This window comes from Leptospira perdikensis, assembly GCF_004769575.1.
Lineage (GTDB): Bacteria > Spirochaetota > Leptospiria > Leptospirales > Leptospiraceae > Leptospira_A > Leptospira_A perdikensis.
The window spans coordinates 284,147-301,072 of record NZ_RQGA01000003.1 but is presented as its reverse complement, the minus strand read 5'-3'; the positions used below and the strand labels follow the sequence as shown (position 1 = coordinate 301,072).

The window sequence follows — 16,926 nt, the reverse complement described above, 5'->3', positions numbered from 1 at the left end:
TTCTTACCCATCCACCTTTTACTTAAATTTCATAAGAAAGGCATCATAAGTTCCTTGTATCGTTCGACCATCAAAACTTCCGTTAGTTGATCCAGAAACAAATAGAGTTCCATATTTATCGGAAGAGATTCCTCTTCCGTAGAGAGTGGAGCCACTACTTCCCGAAGGTCGAGTCCATATTAAATTTCCGTCGCTATCGTATTTGGTTAGGTAGGCATCTTGGGTCCCAATGCGAGTGACTCCATTTAAATTACCCGTAGTATTTCCCGTCGTATAAATATGAAAGGTGTTGTCCGCAAATACCTGATTCCCATTAGTTACCGAGGCACCGCCGCCGCCCAAAAGGCGAGTCCAAAGTTTATCACCTACAATATTGTATTTACTTAACACTTGTACGGTGGCTCCACTTTTTGTCTGACCATCTAAATTGGTATCAGTATCTCCCGTAACATATATTGATCCTTTTTTATCTACAGACAATGCCCTAATATTTGTAGAGGTAGTACCTCCAGGCATTCCCAAAAACCGAACCCATTGGCTAGCACCGTTTGTGTTAAAAGAAATTAAATAGGAATCCATAAGACCACCAGGTATTCCGTTTCCTAAAAAAGTTCCTGTTCCTGCAACCTGTCCAACTAACAAAATACTTCGGGAATACGAATCATACTGAACTTGATATCCATAAGAACTAGGACCACCGTTGTCTAGAAGTCTTGTCCAAATATAATCCCCATTACGATTATATTTGAGTAGATATGTATTTCTTCCGCCTGCTGCCACTTCCCCGTTGATCAGTTGTTCTTCGGTATTCCCGGTGATGTAAACATTACCTTCTCCATCTGTGGTGACACCAGATCCTAAGGTTTCACTTGGTGTCGGCAAAATTCTTGTCCACAAAACCACACCAGAAGGATTCAGTTTGACTAGTAAACTTCCAGCACCAGTGGACGTAAGTTCATTAAAAGGACCTCCAGAAGTACCAACTACATAAAGATTACCAAACATATCAATATGAGCGAGTTCTACATACGTAGATGCCACACCTGTACTTCCCATCTGTTTGAGCCAAATGGCGTTTCCCTCCTGATCATATTTTGCTATAAAAATATCAGTAGAAGAAGATACTTTTGTTTGTCCGAGTAACGCTCCTGAAGTAGTACCTACAGTATAAAGATATCCGGTTCTTTCGGTGGCAGTAGATTGTGAATAGGTTTGGACTCCACCGGTCTGGCCAAGTAATCTAGTCCATTCTTTGACACCTTGATTGTCCTGAGGAGTCTCAAGGCAATCAATTACTCCCAAAAAACAACGTAAAAGTTCTTTTTCCCAAAAGGCATCTGAGTGAACATCGGAAGGATTATTAAATGGCAAAGCCTTACATTGCCAGACAATTAGAATCACTATCAATAGTAAATTTCGCAATCGCATATAAGACTCAATCAACTTTGGAAATAAATTGACTATATACATATTTCCTTCAAAGAGAAGGATCTGTCATTCCTAATTCAGCAAATCCCTTGTTTCTTAAAGTACAAGAATCGCATTTTCCGCAAGGTTTTCCTTTGATGGGATCGTAACAAGAATGCGTTAGGTGGAGTGGAGCTCCAACTTGAATTCCTAGTTCGATGATTTCTTTTTTTCCGAGACGTAAAAGTGGAGTTTTGATTTGGATGGAATCATCCGCCTCACTCACACCTTTTTTGGTTCCGAGATCTGCCATCTTTTGAAAGGATTCGATAAACTCCGGCCGGCAATCTGGATACCCAGAATAATCAAGTGCATTGACTCCAATATAAATAGAATCATATCCATGGCCTTCGGCGAGTGACAATGCAAAAGATAAAAATAGAATATTCCTTCCAGGAACATAGGTGTTAGGAATTTCTTCTTCGATCCCACTAAACAAAGATTTTGCGTTCTTTCTCACTTTGATTTTTTTTTCGGTGAGAGAACTTCCTAAAAAAAATCCAGGATCCAATTTTTGGATCACATGTTTGATTCCGAGAAGTTTCGCGATTTTTTTACTTTTGATCAGTTCTATTTTATGTTTTTGAGAATAATCAAAAGAAAGGGCAAGTAGTGGAAGGTGTTTCGATTTGGGATATCCATAATCTTTTGCTGCTAAATACAAACATGTGGTAGAATCAAGCCCACCTGACAGAAGTACAACGGCACCTTTTTTTTCAGATTTGGATTTAGGAGAGGAATCCTTAACGGAAACCATTTATTTTTTTGGCCCTCTGTACACACAAGAACTAGTGCAAGTTTCGTACAAAGTGATTTTATCCAGTAAAGGTAATTTGGGTTTTAGTTGGTTCCAAAGCCAAACGGCAATGTTTTCGCTCGTTGGGTTTTCAAGTCCTGGAACATCATTCAAAACATAATGATCCAAATGTTCGTCTAAGATTGGTTTTACGATGGATTTTAATTCGCCGAAGTCCATGATCCAACCAGTATGTGGATCAATTTCTCCTTTGAGATACACTGCAAAACGAAAACTGTGGCCGTGCATTCTTTTACATTTATGGCCTTCGGGAACATTTGGTAAAAAATGTGCGGCTTCAAAACCAAAGGTTTTGGAAAGTTCAATCTCTTCCATTACTCTTCCGTTGCGTATTCCGTAAATAGAGACTTTTGGTTTCCTGCATGGTCTTGGAATTCCACTGGGTAATTGGATGTAAAACAAGCATCACAAAACCCACCACCCTTGTGCCCTTCCACTGCTTTGTGCATTGTATCCAATGTTAAATAAGCAAGGGAATCCACGCGAAGATACTTTTGAATTTCATCAATACTATGTGTGGATGCAATGAGCTCTTTATGAGTAGGAATATCAATTCCATAGTAACATGGAGATACCGTTGGTGGTGCGGAAACTCGGAAATGAATTTCTTTAGCACCAGCATTACGAATCATTTTGATGATTTTGCGGCTTGTAGTTCCTCGCATGACCGAGTCATCAATGATGACCACTCGTTTCCCGTTTACCACTTCTTTCACCACATTGTATTTGATTTTGGCTCCAAAGTCCCGAATTTTTTGATCCGGTTCAATGAAGGTACGACCAATATAATGAGAACGAACAAGACCACTTTGGTAAGGAATCCCTGACTCTTCACTATAACCCAAGGCCGCAATGTTTGCAGAATCTGGAACTGGAATGATTACATCAGCCTCTACGGGCATAACACGTGCCAGTTGGCGACCGAGAGATTTTCTCACTTTATAAACTGATTCTTCAAAAATATAAGAATCAGGTCTTGCAAAGTAAATGTATTCAAAAATACAAAGGCTTGGTTTTGCTTTTGGAAACGGATAGAGAGAACGCATACCGGTATGATCGATAACAACCATCTCTCCCGGTTCCACATCTCTTACGTATTCCGTTTCTGTGATGTCAAAAGCACAGGTTTCAGATGCGAACACAATGGCTCCATCCGAACGTTTCCCCATCACGAGTGGTCGGAAACCATTGGGATCCCGAACAGCAATTAGGTATCTAGGAGTTAAAACTAACAGAGAGTAGGCACCCCGAACTTGCGCTAGGGATTCACAGAGTGCTTCAAGAAGATCTGTTTTATGGCTTTTTGCCATAAGGTGGACAATGACTTCCGAATCGATGGTGGTTTGGAAAATAGATCCGTCTCTTTCGAGGCGATTTCTAATATCCCAGGAGTTCACCAGGTTTCCATTGTGGGCGAGAGCCACAGGACCTAAGTGGGATTCCACTCGGATGGGTTGAGCGTTCCGGAGAAAACTCGCTCCCGTTGTGGAATACCGGTTGTGGCCAATGGCCGCATCCCCAATGAGCTCTTTGATCTTCGGTTGAGTGAAGATATTTGCCACAAGGCCCATGTTGGCATACCGGTATAAGTGGGAACCATCCGTTGTGACGATCCCACTGGACTCCTGACCTCGGTGTTGCATCGAGTACAAACCTAGGTAGGTAAAATTAGCAGCTTCCTTGCTATTGTAGATGCCGAATATGGCACATTCTTCTTTTGGTTTGTCAGATTGGAGAATCATTGTTAGAATGACAATTGCAGTATTTCCAAAATCCCAATTAGATGCAAATCAATTCCAACTATATTCTCGTTGATACGGCAAAAGCTTTGGATTTGGCTCTGATCAATCTCAGACAGTCCAAAATCATGTCCATCGACACCGAGTCCTCCGGTTATTACACGTACTATCCCAAAGTTTGTCTCATTCAGATCAATTCCAATGGCAAAAATTACCTGATTGACCCTTTAAAAATCACAAATTTGTCAGCTTTGGGTCCTTTGTTCGAAGATGAGAACATTCTCAAAATCTTCCACTCGGCACAAGACGACATCAAGGCCTTAAAAAGAGACTTTGGGTTTAAATTTGTGAACACGGCAGATACAATGATCAGTTCTCGTTTGTTATCATTAGAACAAAGTTCGTTATCACATGTTGTCGAACATTACCATAAAGTTACACTTTCTAAAGTAGAACAGAAGTCTAACTGGGAAATTCGTCCTCTCCAAAAACAACAACTTAAATATGCAGCACTAGACACTGCTTATTTAGAATCTATTTGGTTGAAAATGGAAGAAGAACTCAAACGTAGAACTCTCTACGATGAGGCAAAATCTGAATTTGAATTCATTGCATCCGAAGAGTATGTGGCCAAAGAAGGCGAAGGATTTTCTCTTGGAAAATTTCCTGACATTCTCAATTTCACTCCACTAGAAAGAAGAAAGATTTTAGAACTGCTTCGTTACCGTGACGAAAAAGCAAAACGAATCAACAAAGCAAGTTTTCGCGTTTTTAATAATGATAGATTGTCACAAGCAGTCAAAGGTCATCCGAACGAAGAAAAATGTGTGGAATGGTTTGGGAAAAAAGACGGAACCGAAATCTTCAAACTTTTAACAGCCGAATACAGTGATCCTATCGACACATCAGAACTTTCTAAACGTCATGGCGAAGACTTAAATGAAGACGAAAATCATAAATTCGAAAACGCTAAAAAATGGCGACTCCGTATTATGCGCGCTAGACGAATGGAACATTCACTTCTTCCTTCAAACAAACAGCTGATTAGCATTTTACGAGCAGCACCAAAAGATTTGGAAGAATTAAAAGCTCTACACGTATTTTCTGATTGGAAAGTACAAAACTATGGCCCTAGTTTACTTGCAGCCATTCAAGGGTTATCTTTTGATTCAATGATCAACCGTTTGGTGGCAATAAGATCCAAAGAAGCATTTGTTGCCAAACGAAAGAGAAAACAAAATCAAAACTCAAAAGACGAGGGTTGATGTTATCCTACCAGTCCTTTGTAAAAAAACTTTCAAGGGACTTTGAAGAAATTCCAGATACTAAGGAAATTAAGTCAGGGGTAATTTTTCCGCTCTTTGGTTCCAAAGAATTTGCGGAAGGAATCATCCTTACCGAACGTTCCAAACATCTTAAATCCCACCCGGGCCAAATCTCCTTTCCTGGTGGTGTCAAAGAAGAAGAAGATCCCAATCTTCTTGTCACTGCCCTTCGGGAATGGGAAGAAGAAATGGGGGTCCATCGTTCCAGCCTCAATGTTTTAGGAAAACTAGAGGGGCTTCATACCAGAACTGGTTTCCATATTACTCCGTTTTTAGCCATTTATGAAGGTGATTTTACCTTCCAACATAACACAGATGAAGTGGATCGGGTCATCCTTCTGCCCTTTTCTGATCTTTGGACAAAACCTTTTTACGCCATTCAAATCCCTGGCCGCGATCATTTTGCCTATTACTTTGATCTTGGTGATGGCCTTCTTTGGGGTGCCACTTGTGAGATGATCTTACGTTTCCTAAGAGCCTATTCTCCTTTTGATCGAACTCCTCTTCTTGTGAAACCAAACCTAACCAAACCTCCCTTTTTAGATCCCAAATCCCTCTAAGGTCAAATTCGATTTCCGCCGATGGTGTACAGGTGTGGGAAAAAATGAAAATCCTAGGTCGGCGATTTCCCAAATTCTGCGGAATCCTATGTTGTAGTTTGTTTTTACTTTCCTATTTCCCCCTTTCCACTCAATCACAACCTAACAAAAGATATGTGTTTATACTTGATGCCAGTGGTTCCATGTCAGAAAAATGGGATGGCAAAACACGGATGGTCGTGGCCAAAGAAAAACTTTTACAATTACTTGGTGGTTTACCAAAGGATGTAAGTGTGGGTCTTGTGGCTTACGGAAACCGAATCGCTGGTTGTTCCTCTGCCCGATTGTATCATCCGATCCAACGAGGTGGCGCCTCAGTTGTGAGTCAAAAAATATCCTCCATTGTTCCTGCAGGATCCACACCCATCGCACAAACTTTGAATGTTGTGGGTGAGTATCTATTAAATGAAATCCAAGAAACAGAAATTATTTTTATCTCCGATGGAGTGGAAAGTTGCGATGGCGATCCGAAAGCTGTTCTTTATCAATTGAAACAATCGGGAAAAAAATTTAGATTACAAGTTCTTGGAATTGATATTGATCCTAAAGGAGAAGAAGATCTCAAACGACTTTCGATCCTTGGGGATGGAAATTATTTTCCTTTGAAACGTCCAGAAGACTATGATTCTTCTTTCAAACGAATCTTTTTGGCACAAGAACCAGAATCTGTGATTCTCTCCAATTCAGAATCAAAACCTTTACAAACACAAGATACAAACCTCCCCACACAAAACCAAATCAGAATTCTAAATATCCTTCCTTATGAAGATGGTTCGGAATCAGGCTACATTCTAAACTATGAATACTCGGGAAAAACCAATACTTCCTATATGATCCAATTGTATCTTTATCCAGCAGAGGAAAAGTTACGCAGTTTCCCCATTCCTCCTCTCAGGGAACGGAGGATGGGGGATCTTACCAAACACCAAATTGAACTGAAGTTGGGCCCGGAAGGGAAAGGGAGATTTGTTTTTCCACTCCCCAAAGGAAAACGAATGAAAGCTTCCGCAGAATTATGGGATCTGACAGGAATTCCCAAAATTCTTGCTCTCTCCGAAGAAAAACCCGTTCACGAGAATCTCGGTTCCGACCGAAACTGATAGTAATGAGACAGAATTCTACAGTTTGGCAATTATGGAAACGGATCCTTTTCGTCCTCGGATTCCTTATCTCTATGGGAATTCTACCCCTTGTCGCCGATCGTTCCGTAAGCCAAGTTTTTGTCAGTGAACGAAACAAACAGGGAGATCTCCTCTACCAAAAGGCGAAAGAATTTTTAGAAGACAGAAACCACTGGCAATCAGTAGAATCTTGTAAAAGTTTTTTAATCCTCTATCCAGGCCATTCTAAAACACGGGAAGTGAGAAAGACCTTGAGTTCCAACTACCGAATGACGGGAGATATTTTGGCTCTGGCCGAAAATGAACTCAAAATATATAAAGAATATCCTAATACAGAAGAAGGTCTCGAATCCTACTTAATTTCAGGCAAAGCCTATGTCCGAATGGGCCGGGAAGACAAAGCCCATCAGATTTTTCAGGACATTATCAAAAATACGTATTCTAGTAAAATTGCACAAGAAGCGGAATTAGAACTGACTCAGATGGAAATTTTAGGAGAGAGTAAAAATAAGTAATTTTTACGAAAATATTGCCCTAGGGATCTCCGATAATAAACTAGGCACGTTGAGCAAAAAGGGTTCAGAGATTTAAGAATGTCGTTTTTTCAAATGGTTACTTTCCCAGCGAACTCCTACATCATTGTAGAGGGGAAAAAGGATGCGAACAATTTCTATATCATCCGTGAGGGTAAAGTACGTGTCACTCGTGAGACTGCTGTAGTCGGAGAAGATCCCAATCAAGTTTTAGGACCTGGTGACTTTTTTGGTGTTGTTGCCGCCATGAGCCAACATCCACAGATTGAATCAGCGACCTCCCTCACCAACGTTTCCTTAATTTCCGTCAGTTATGACCAGTTTGGAACCTTAATTCAAAAGTCTACTGCCGTTGCGATGAATATCATTCGTTTCTTCTCTATGAAGTTACGCCAATTTGATACAACAATCACAAGGTTGTCCTTTAGAAATGCTGTTGAAGAAGATCCAAACGAACTCTTTAAAATTGGTGAATACTACTTCCAACAACAAAATACATCGCATGCTACCTTTGCTTATCAAAGTTATCTAAAACATCTGCCCAATGGACAGTTTGTCCCTCAGGCTAAATTGCGTTTACAAACCATAAACCAACCATTCCAATCAGCTCCGATCGATTACAATAAATTCAATCGAAACTATAAAGATAGTGAGATGATCTTTTGTGAACACGAACCAGGTAAGGAATTATTCATTCTACAAAGTGGAAAGGTAAAAATTTCCAAAATTGTAAACCAAAACGAAGTGATGCTCGCCGTTCTCCAAGCGGGAGATATCTTCGGCGAGATGGCCATCCTTGACAACAAACCTCGTTCTGCCTCGGCAGTGGCAGCGGGTGATGTGGAACTTCTCGCCATTAACAAAGCCAACTTCGAGGGGATGGTGAAAGCCCAACCTCAATTGGCAACTAGGCTGATTACGCTTTTGTCTGAAAGGATTTGGATTGCTTACAAACAGTTAGCAAACTTACTCCTAAAAGACCCACAAGGCCGTATCGTTGATACTCTTATGACTTTGGCAGAAAAAAACAGAATCAAAGTGGCTCCCAAACAAGCTTACAATTTTGAAATTGGAACCAAAGATCTTCTTAAGATGGTCGGCCTCACCGATCCAAAAGACGAACTCATCATTTCTGATATCATGAAGAACAATAAATTTATTCGTATGGACCTTGGAAAAATTGTTTGTTCGGACATGGCTGAGCTAGAAAAACTCGTCCAATTCTATCATAAAAAGGCTAACATGGAGAATAAGCTCAAGAAGCTGAAATAACTTCTTGCCAACTTTCCCCTCCTGACTTACGTTAGAGGCCAACGAAATATGAGTGATAAGATACTAGTCGAAGAAAAAGGAAACACGATCCGCGTTCGCTTTATGGATCAAATTCTGGACGGAAATGCGCCAGAACTCCGCGAAATTTTGGCAGAAATTTTAGAAAAGAACGTTCAAGAAATCTATTTGGATTTGGAAAAAGTGGTCATTGTGAGTTCCCTTGGAATTTCTCGCCTTCTTTCTTTCAAAAACAAAGCGGATGAAAAGAAAATGACAGTGAAGATTGTCAACATCCAAGAAAAACTAAAAGAAACTTTGAAGAAGTTGATGTTGGATCAGTTTTTCGGCCTTTAAACCAACCTAATTTTTCATTTTTTAAATCATTGAAACCCAATCTGAAAACCTACTCTTACTCTAGAGTTGGTTATCATTGGGTTACTTGTTAATTCCCATAAAACTACACCACAATCAAAACAATTTGAATTGATTTTCATTTGTATCAATTTTTAATTTCCCGTTATGTCCAAACGCATTCAAAAAATCCTAAACCGGTTACAACTTGTCCATCTCACTAAGGGCTTAAGTGATGAAAGTGCTCGTGCTCTGCGAGTGAATGCCACTTTCCAAACGATCATGTTATTCATTCCTTCTTTGCTCATACCTGTCATTTATTTTACAGAACCACCCGAAACCCACTTAACTTCTTTTATCTCTTATTTTGTTTTAGTAATACCGTTGGCTTATTCTCGTTACCTTTTATATAAAGGAAGTTATGTGATGAGCGCCGTATTTTCACTCGCTTCTAGCAATTTTCACATAGCCTCACTTACCGTATTCCAAGCCGATGATCCAGCTCCGCTTGGATTTTTACTTTTTTCCGTTATGCCTTTTTTGATGATTCCCAGGAAAAATATTAAACTACGCTGGTTCTTTGTAAGTGTGGCTGGGTTTTTATTTATATGTTCCCAATACTATTACCGGGTTATGGGCAGTGAAGGTCTTTATGGTCCACCAAAATGGGTTGTACCTGCTGATTATTTAATGCCACCTCTGATATTACTGGTGATCTTTTTTATTCTTTTAATCAATCAATTCGTAAAAGCAGTCAATAGGGCCGAAGACAAACTCATCGCAGAACACCAAAAGTCTGAAAGTCTATTACTAAATGTATTACCATTAGAAGTTGCAAGGGAACTAAAACAAAATGGGGTGAGTAAACCAAAACATTATTCATCCGCTACAGTTTGTTTTACTGACTTTGAAGGTTTTACAAAAATAGCAGAGACACTTTCACCTTCAGAACTTGTAGGAGAACTCGATCGTTGTTTTTCTTATTTTGATAGTTTAATAGAACGCCACAAACTCGAAAAACTAAAAACCATTGGTGATAGTTATATGTTTGTTGGTGGGATTCCCAAAACAAATTCTACACATGCTATCGACAGTGTTTTAGCAGCCCTCGAAATCCAGGCTTTTATGAACCAAATGAAGGAAATCAAAGAAACTCAAGGATTACCCTATTGGCAACTCCGGCTAGGAATTCATTCAGGGGAACTGATTGCAGGAGTGATTGGAGATAAAAAATTTGCTTATGATGTTTGGAGTGATACTGTAAATACTGCTAGTCGGTGTGAATCTTCAGGAATGACAGGAAAAATCAATATCTCCTCATCCACTTATGAACTCATTAAAGATTTTTTTCAATGTGAATATAGAGGAGAAATTCCTGCAAAACACAAAGGGAATATTAAAATGTATTTTGTAGAAGGACTCCTTCCCGAATTACAAAGGGAAGGTCATCCTCAAATTCCAAACCAAGAGTTTGTGAATAGGTACAAATCTCTTGGTTAAACTCACCTATGAAAGATCGTTGTGAGTGATTAAAAACCTTGATCCTTTAAGTCAGCTTTCATCATGATTTGAACCAATTCTTTAAACTTAACTTTTGGCTCCCAACCTAACTGACGTTTTGCTTTTTCTGGATTTCCAATGAGAAGTTCAACTTCAGTTGGTCTATAGTATTTTGGATCAATTTTAACAAGAACTTGACCGGATTTTTTGTCCTTACCTACTTCCTTGTCGTCTTTACCTTCCCAAACTACTTCGTAACCTGCAATTTTATAAGACTCTTCGATAAACTCACGCACTGTATGAGTTTCGTTTGTTGCTACAACATAGTCATCAGCTTTGTCTTGTTGTAACATCATCCACATCATTTCTACGTAGTCTGGAGCATAACCCCAATCCCGTTTAGAATCAATATTTCCCATAGTAATAAAAGGAAGTTTTCCCGCTTTGACAGCAGAAACACCAAGTGTGATTTTTCTAGTCACAAAGGTTTCTCCGCGTCTTGGAGATTCATGATTAAATAAAATACCATTTGATGCGTGCAAATCGTACGCTTCTCTATAATTCACAACCGCCCAATAAGCATAAAGTTTAGCAACTGCATAAGGGGAACGTGGGTAAAATGGTGTTTTTTCTGTTTGTGGAACTTCTTGGACAAGGCCATAAAGTTCCGACGTTGAGGCTTGGTAAAAGCGGGATTTGATCCCAGTTTGTTTGATGGCATCTAAAATACGTAAAGTTCCTACTGCGTCCACTTCTGCCGTGTATTCAGGAACCTCAAAGGAAACCTGCACATGGGACTGAGCCGCCAAGTTATAGATCTCAGAAGGTTGGATTTTTTCTAAAATTCGGTTTAGGTTAGAGGAATCTGTCATATCTCCGTAGTGAAGGTGGAGATTCGGGTTTCCGTGCAGATGTTCAATGCGATTGCGATTGAAAAGGCTGGTTCTGCGAACGATTCCGTGGACTTCGTACCCTTTTTGGAGCAGGAGTTCTGCCAGGTAGGAACCGTCTTGGCCTGTGATTCCGGTAATGAGTGCTTTTTTCATAGATCAGAGATCAGTATTTTAGGTTTCTTTGGTAAGAAAAGGAAAAATGAGTCGGAAAAGGCAAATATTGCCAAAAAGTCGAAACAATTTCTTTTTGACTTTCTCGAGTCATTCTGATACGTACAATCATTCCAAAAATTACAGATATGTTACACAAAATTCCACATCCAATCCGTGCGGTATTCCTACTTTGGTGTATCTATCTCCTTCCGCTTGCCCTGAGGGCCCAAGAAAAACCAGAAGCGAAAGTCGAATCCAATGCGAATACAGCTAGTCCAACAAACCCACCAACCGCTCCTTCCGAGCCGGTAGTGGCTACACCAGAAAATAAATCCAATTGGGAAACCGGCCTCGGAAAAGGAATCAAGGGCACTTCCACTGACGGCAAACATAATATCCAACTCCGGTTCAGATCCCAAATCCAAGGAAACCAAAGTTTTCAATTGGACCCTTCCCAGGACACAACGAATTTCTTGGTTCGCCGAACTCGATTACAACTCAAAGCAGGTTTATTCAACGATACTTGGCTTGTGAATTTGCAAATGGGATTTGCAGAACGAGATATGGAAAGCCAAAGACGAAACTCATTACGGGATGCAAATATTATCTACAATCAATATCGAGACGTGAAAATTGCCTTTGGTCAAATGAAGGTTCCGTATAGTAGACAACGTTGGAATTCTTCTGGAGCGTTACAAACAGTAGACCGCTCTTCTGTAACAGCCGAGTTTAACTTAGATCGTGACGTAGGAACTTATCTATTCTCCGAAGATCTATTCGGTAACAAAAGAATGTTTGCTTATTATTTAGGTGTTTTCGGTGGACAGGGTAGAAACCGCGTGGAAAGACAAACACCCGGAGTATTAACAGTTGCTAGGTTTATTTTTTCACCTTTTGGAGGAATGTCAAAATCAGGATCCGATAACGATTGGTTATCAGAAACAGATTTTGCTAGATACAAAGAACCCAAATTGTCCATCGGTGTTTCTGGTGCTTATAACAAAAATTCGGACAGATCCTTAAGTACACATGGAACAGAATTTACATTTGCTAAATTCAATTATAGTCATGCGGCCGGAGACATTTATTTTAAATGGAGGGGTTTTTCCTTTCAATACGAATGGTTGTGGAGAAGAGCAAATACTGCTTATATAGAACGAACTGTGGGTTCTGCACTTTCTAGAGAATATTCTAGAAGTGGACAGGGACATTTTGTTCAATTCGGATATTTATTCATCAATAATTATGAACTTAGTTTTCGATTTGGAGAGTTTCGGCCTTTAGGAGAAACCGATCCCAGTTTGAAGTATTCTAGGGAAGTAGGAGGAGCTCTCTCCTATTACTTTGCAGAACACAATTTGAAATGGCAAACGGATTATTTCTATTATACAGGAACGCCTACAGCCGCAGAAGGGGACCATGTGGTTCGAACCCAAATACAGGTATTCTATTAAAATGAAGCCAAATTTTAAACTCACAATCACTTTACTCCTGTTAGTTTGTCATTCTCTCACTCATTGTAAGGCGCAAAGAGATGATAAAAAACAAGAAACACAAAACCAGTGTTTACAAACTATGTATCTTGCAGGCATCAATGCAGGAAGGTCTGGTTTTACTGGTACTTTTCAATTGTTAGGATCTTGTTCGGCATCTTCTAATTATTCACCATCTTGTTTTGAACATTATTCGACTACAAAAGAAGAGATCAATTGTGCTCCTCCTTATACAAGATCCTCGGTAAAATGTTCCGTTCAAAATTTGGTAGGAGTTTGTCGTTACCAACCTAATGGAGACACAACAAAGGTAAATACAGTGGTGTATGTGAAACCAAATGACAGTTATGAATCTGCCATTGCCAATTGCCAAAGTTATGGGGCAGGTGCCATCTTTTCCGAAACCTATTTAAACCCCGGTGACAAGGTAACCTCTACGGATGGCATTCTCCTCAATGCTTATCTTTGTATAGAGAAAGCACAAAAAAACTAAAACAAATCTTCATATACTTTGGCTTTCTTTGTAGTTAAAAGAAAAGGACGGCCAAAGGAATTGGTGAGAGAGGCTTCGGGATCCACTCCTGCTGCTTTATAAATGGTGGCAACTAAATCCCTAACATGGAGTGCTTCTGTTGGTTTTAAAGGTTTCGATCCTGTTTCGTCCGTTTCCCCCAAAACATAACCTTTGGCAAAAGGGCCACCACCAAGTAAGGTCGACCAAACTTTGGGATGGTGGTCACGGCCATCCCTTGACCCCACATCAGGTGTCCTTCCAAATTCACTGGTAAGCACAAATAACGTTTGTTTAATGAGACCAGTGTTATTTAGATCTTCTAATAACGCAGCAATCCCCATATCTGTTTCTTTCATGATTTTTGTGATTTGTGCTTTGTTGCCCGTATGAGTGTCAAAACCACCGATGGAAATATGGATGAAGGGAACTTCCTGAGTCGCAAGTCGTTTGGCTAACAACATCGCTTTACCTTGCCAAGTCGTTCCATACCGTGCCCTAGTTTTTTCATCTTCCAAACTGATGCGAAAACTATCGATGTTTTTAGAACTTCGAAATTCTTCTGCGGCCACGAGCATATTTTTCCAATGTTTCGACTCATTCGTGGGATAAGTTTTAGAAAACTCTGCATTTAAAAAAGAAACCAAATCCTTTCTTCTAAGGATCCGATCTTCGGAAAATTTTCCATAGGATGGATTGAAATGTTGGATGGGTTCATCTACATTGCCAACATGATAACCAGAATAATCGATTCCTAAAAATCCAGAATTCCCATTTTTCCCTCCCCTACCCCCAATCGTCACATAACTTGGAAAATATGATGATTTGATTTTTGATTTTTTGGCATAAGCAATCACAGCACCAAAATGGGGAATATCAGGAAAACCCATAGCTTCTGTCATTCGGTATCCGGTTCCGAGTAACATCTGGGCAAAACCGTGATCCCCTTCTTCGCTCCAAGTGGATTTGACGATTCCAATCGTATGTAATTGTTTGGCGGTAAGAGAAAAAGGTTCCAATAGAGAAAGCCCAGAGATACTGGAATTTACTTTCGCAAACACACTATTTGGTTTGGGATCAAGGGTGTCTACATGGCTCATTCCTCCCATCATTTCGATAAAGATGACTGACTTTACCTTAGAAGGAAGAACTATCGATTCCTCTTCTTCTGCAGCTCGTAAACTACCAAAAGGATTGGAGGAAAACAAAAAGGGACTGATTCCCAAACTAATCATTGATTTTTTAAAAAATTCTTTGCGATCCATTGTAATTCCTTAGTTAGTATGTTGGAACTCTTGGCTGTTGATGAGAGCCCAGAGAATGTCTTGGAGTAAGTCTTTATCAAAAACATTATCTGGTTTGACCATAAACGTTTTTATTTTTTCCTTTTCTGCATTCGAAGGAAGACGTCCAAGAAGTCGGTAATAAAGATTACCAATTATTTGATCCATTGACTTTACTTGGTCAAATTCTTGTTTTACAAGGGACTCTTTACTACCAAAATCCCAAACGAGTTTCCCAACCACACGGCCATTCATTAGTGTTAACATTTGTTCTATGGTCAACTCATCAATATCGTCAGAGATATCCACACGAGGACCAGAACCAAATACCGATAACATCGTGTGATAAGGAGCAGGCCTTTCCACTTCGACGGCGTTTGAAAATTCTTTTAAGTTATCTTGAGGAAAACGAACTGAACCTGTACCAGTTAAATCGTAAGGTTTTTGGCTTATAAGACCTGTAAACCAAGATAGATTTCTTTCACGAATGTTACTGATCTTTTGGGAATCAGAAATTCGGATAAGAGAGTTAAGAAGTTGGTCACTATCCAATCGTTTGGGTGCAAAATACCGAATGGAATCTTGATCGTTTACACTACTTGTAAGAGAACGACTATATGCATTCGAGGTTACAATGTATAAAATCAATTCTTTTAGTTTGAAATTGTTTGTTAAAAAATAAGAATCGAGGTGGTTTAGAATCTCTTCCCCAGTCACAACAGTGTCTTCATTCCAATCATCTAAAGGAGTGAAAAAACTCCAACCCATGAGTTCCGTCCATACTCGATTGATGATCACTTTGCGAAAGCGATCATTGGATTTATCAGTCAACCAATTGGCAAAAACCTTTCTTCGATCATCGCCAGGTTTTAATTTGGCTTCTTTTCCATCTAAAAATTTGGGTCGAACTAAATCCCCACCGGGTGCATCATCTGTATGGGGGAACCGTAAACCAAGTTTTGGTTCGTAGTATAACGTTGCATATGTGACTTCATGTTTTTTTTGGTAGTCTTTTCTTTGTTCATCCGTCCATTTGTTCCAATTGTCTCTGTTCCATTCATTGTTTTTATCTTGGAGATTTTTTTGGTCTTCCATTGGAAGATGAACTTCTAATTCTCTTGGAACATAACTAAAAGATTTTCCATATCGATTGACTTCCCAAGAACCATCACGAAAGAATTGTTGGCTAAAAAATGCAGCGAGTGCATAATAATCCCTTCTTGTAAAATCAGAAATATACGGATGATCATGACACCTAGCACATGCTACTCGTTTTGCATAAAAAAGTCGACCGACATACTCCGCTGTTTGTAAAGGATCTGCCCCATCCCGAATGTAAAATAAAGTGGCCGGCGATTCATTCACCGAACCACTAGAGTTTAACATCTCTTGTACCAATTGGTCATAGGGTTTGTTTTTATGAAGAGAACTCGCAATGTATTGAAAAAAAGCACCTGTTGGAATTTTTCGCCCTTTGGATTTGTCTCGTAACATTGAAGTAAACTTAGTTCCCCAATATTCAGCAAAGTCAGGTTGTTTTAGAAAACTGACTGCAAACGATTCTAGGTTTTGATCCTCAGGTAAGGAATCTAATTCTTTCCATTCACTCACACTAGGAATCACACCACGTAAATGGAGGGAAAGCCTTCGAAAGGAAATTTTCCTATCCACCTTAGCAATATTAGGTGATAATTTCAAATACAAACTATCTAATGGATGAACTGCATTCTGTTTTGAACGGGAAAAAACATAACCCACCGAAAGAATTAAAAAGAAAATTGAGAGAATTAAATATCGGAATTTAAGAATTAGATTTAGTACCAATCTCATATCCTAAGGATTCTAGGTTGGATTTTGGGATTTGAAAAT

The 16,926-nt window shown here is 39.5% G+C and carries 16 protein-coding genes; 9 read left to right on the top strand and 7 right to left on the bottom strand.

Annotation, left to right across the window (positions count from 1 at the left end; translation table 11 throughout):
* Positions 1–18: 18 nt before the first annotated feature.
* Genes EHQ49_RS02755 through purF form a run of 4 tightly spaced genes read right to left on the bottom strand, consistent with a single transcriptional unit; the run spans position 19 to position 4,026 of the window.
* Entirely contained in the window at positions 19–1,470 is a 1,452-nt protein-coding gene (locus EHQ49_RS02755; RefSeq protein WP_244241311.1) for an SBBP repeat-containing protein, read from the bottom strand.
* A 7-nt stretch (positions 1,471–1,477) separates the two neighbouring features.
* Positions 1,478–2,224, bottom strand: a complete 747-nt coding sequence (queC, locus tag EHQ49_RS02750) for a 7-cyano-7-deazaguanine synthase QueC (RefSeq protein ID WP_135576115.1) — start codon at positions 2,222–2,224, stop codon at positions 1,478–1,480.
* A complete protein-coding gene (gene queD, locus EHQ49_RS02745; RefSeq protein WP_012387208.1) occupies positions 2,225–2,599 on the bottom strand; it encodes a 6-carboxytetrahydropterin synthase QueD in 375 nt (124 codons plus the stop codon).
* Positions 2,599–4,026, bottom strand: coding sequence for an amidophosphoribosyltransferase (gene purF / locus EHQ49_RS02740; protein ID WP_035983037.1), 1,428 nt, complete (start codon positions 4,024–4,026; stop codon positions 2,599–2,601). The genes queD and purF overlap by 1 nt, the downstream gene beginning before the upstream one ends.
* A 41-nt stretch (positions 4,027–4,067) precedes the next feature.
* On the opposite strand from purF, the gene EHQ49_RS02735 reads away from it, so the two are divergent.
* From EHQ49_RS02735 to EHQ49_RS02705, 7 genes are all read left to right on the top strand, one after another.
* The gene (locus tag EHQ49_RS02735) at positions 4,068–5,288 is read left to right on the top strand and encodes a ribonuclease D (RefSeq protein WP_135576113.1); all 1,221 of its coding nucleotides are present in this window, start codon (positions 4,068–4,070) and stop codon (positions 5,286–5,288) included.
* Positions 5,285–5,908: an NUDIX hydrolase gene (locus tag EHQ49_RS02730; protein WP_425269822.1), complete on the top strand. Its 624-nt coding sequence runs from the start codon at positions 5,285–5,287 to the stop codon at positions 5,906–5,908. The genes EHQ49_RS02735 and EHQ49_RS02730 overlap by 4 nt, the downstream gene beginning before the upstream one ends.
* A gap of 44 nt (positions 5,909–5,952) precedes the next feature.
* Positions 5,953–7,047 (top strand): vWA domain-containing protein, encoded by a 1,095-nt coding sequence (locus tag EHQ49_RS02725; RefSeq protein WP_135576109.1) that lies wholly within the window; start codon positions 5,953–5,955, stop codon positions 7,045–7,047.
* Positions 7,048–7,052: 5 nt separating this feature from the next.
* Positions 7,053–7,583, top strand: a complete 531-nt coding sequence (locus EHQ49_RS02720; protein WP_208732152.1) for a tetratricopeptide repeat protein — start codon at positions 7,053–7,055, stop codon at positions 7,581–7,583.
* Positions 7,584–7,661: 78 nt separating this feature from the next.
* On the top strand, positions 7,662–8,873 hold the full coding sequence (locus EHQ49_RS02715; protein ID WP_135576107.1) for a Crp/Fnr family transcriptional regulator: 1,212 nt from the start codon (positions 7,662–7,664) through the stop codon (positions 8,871–8,873).
* A 48-nt stretch (positions 8,874–8,921) separates the two neighbouring features.
* Positions 8,922–9,227, top strand: coding sequence for an STAS domain-containing protein (locus EHQ49_RS02710; RefSeq protein WP_002972217.1), 306 nt, complete (start codon positions 8,922–8,924; stop codon positions 9,225–9,227).
* Positions 9,228–9,392: 165 nt separating this feature from the next.
* Positions 9,393–10,724, top strand: a complete 1,332-nt coding sequence (locus tag EHQ49_RS02705; protein ID WP_135576105.1) for an adenylate/guanylate cyclase domain-containing protein — start codon at positions 9,393–9,395, stop codon at positions 10,722–10,724.
* Positions 10,725–10,753: 29 nt separating this feature from the next.
* Here the strand turns inward: EHQ49_RS02705 and gmd are convergent, their stop codons facing one another.
* Positions 10,754–11,770 (bottom strand): GDP-mannose 4,6-dehydratase, encoded by a 1,017-nt coding sequence (gene gmd, locus EHQ49_RS02700; RefSeq protein WP_135576103.1) that lies wholly within the window; start codon positions 11,768–11,770, stop codon positions 10,754–10,756.
* Positions 11,771–11,916: 146 nt separating this feature from the next.
* Between gmd and EHQ49_RS02695 the strand changes: the two genes are divergently transcribed.
* Together EHQ49_RS02695 and EHQ49_RS02690 are read left to right on the top strand one after the other, a co-directional pair.
* Positions 11,917–13,224, top strand: coding sequence for a porin (locus EHQ49_RS02695; protein WP_135576100.1), 1,308 nt, complete (start codon positions 11,917–11,919; stop codon positions 13,222–13,224).
* Between the two features lies 1 nt (position 13,225).
* Positions 13,226–13,756, top strand: a complete 531-nt coding sequence (locus EHQ49_RS02690) for a hypothetical protein (protein WP_135576098.1) — start codon at positions 13,226–13,228, stop codon at positions 13,754–13,756.
* On the opposite strand, the gene EHQ49_RS02685 is transcribed toward EHQ49_RS02690, so the two are convergent.
* Both EHQ49_RS02685 and EHQ49_RS02680 read right to left on the bottom strand, forming a co-directional pair.
* On the bottom strand, positions 13,753–15,039 hold the full coding sequence (locus tag EHQ49_RS02685; protein WP_135576097.1) for a DUF1501 domain-containing protein: 1,287 nt from the start codon (positions 15,037–15,039) through the stop codon (positions 13,753–13,755). The genes EHQ49_RS02690 and EHQ49_RS02685 overlap by 4 nt on opposite strands.
* Before the next feature lie 9 nt (positions 15,040–15,048).
* Complete coding sequence (locus EHQ49_RS02680) at positions 15,049–16,887, bottom strand: DUF1553 domain-containing protein (protein ID WP_135576095.1); 1,839 nt, start codon at positions 16,885–16,887, stop codon at positions 15,049–15,051.
* Positions 16,888–16,926 lie beyond the last annotated feature (39 nt).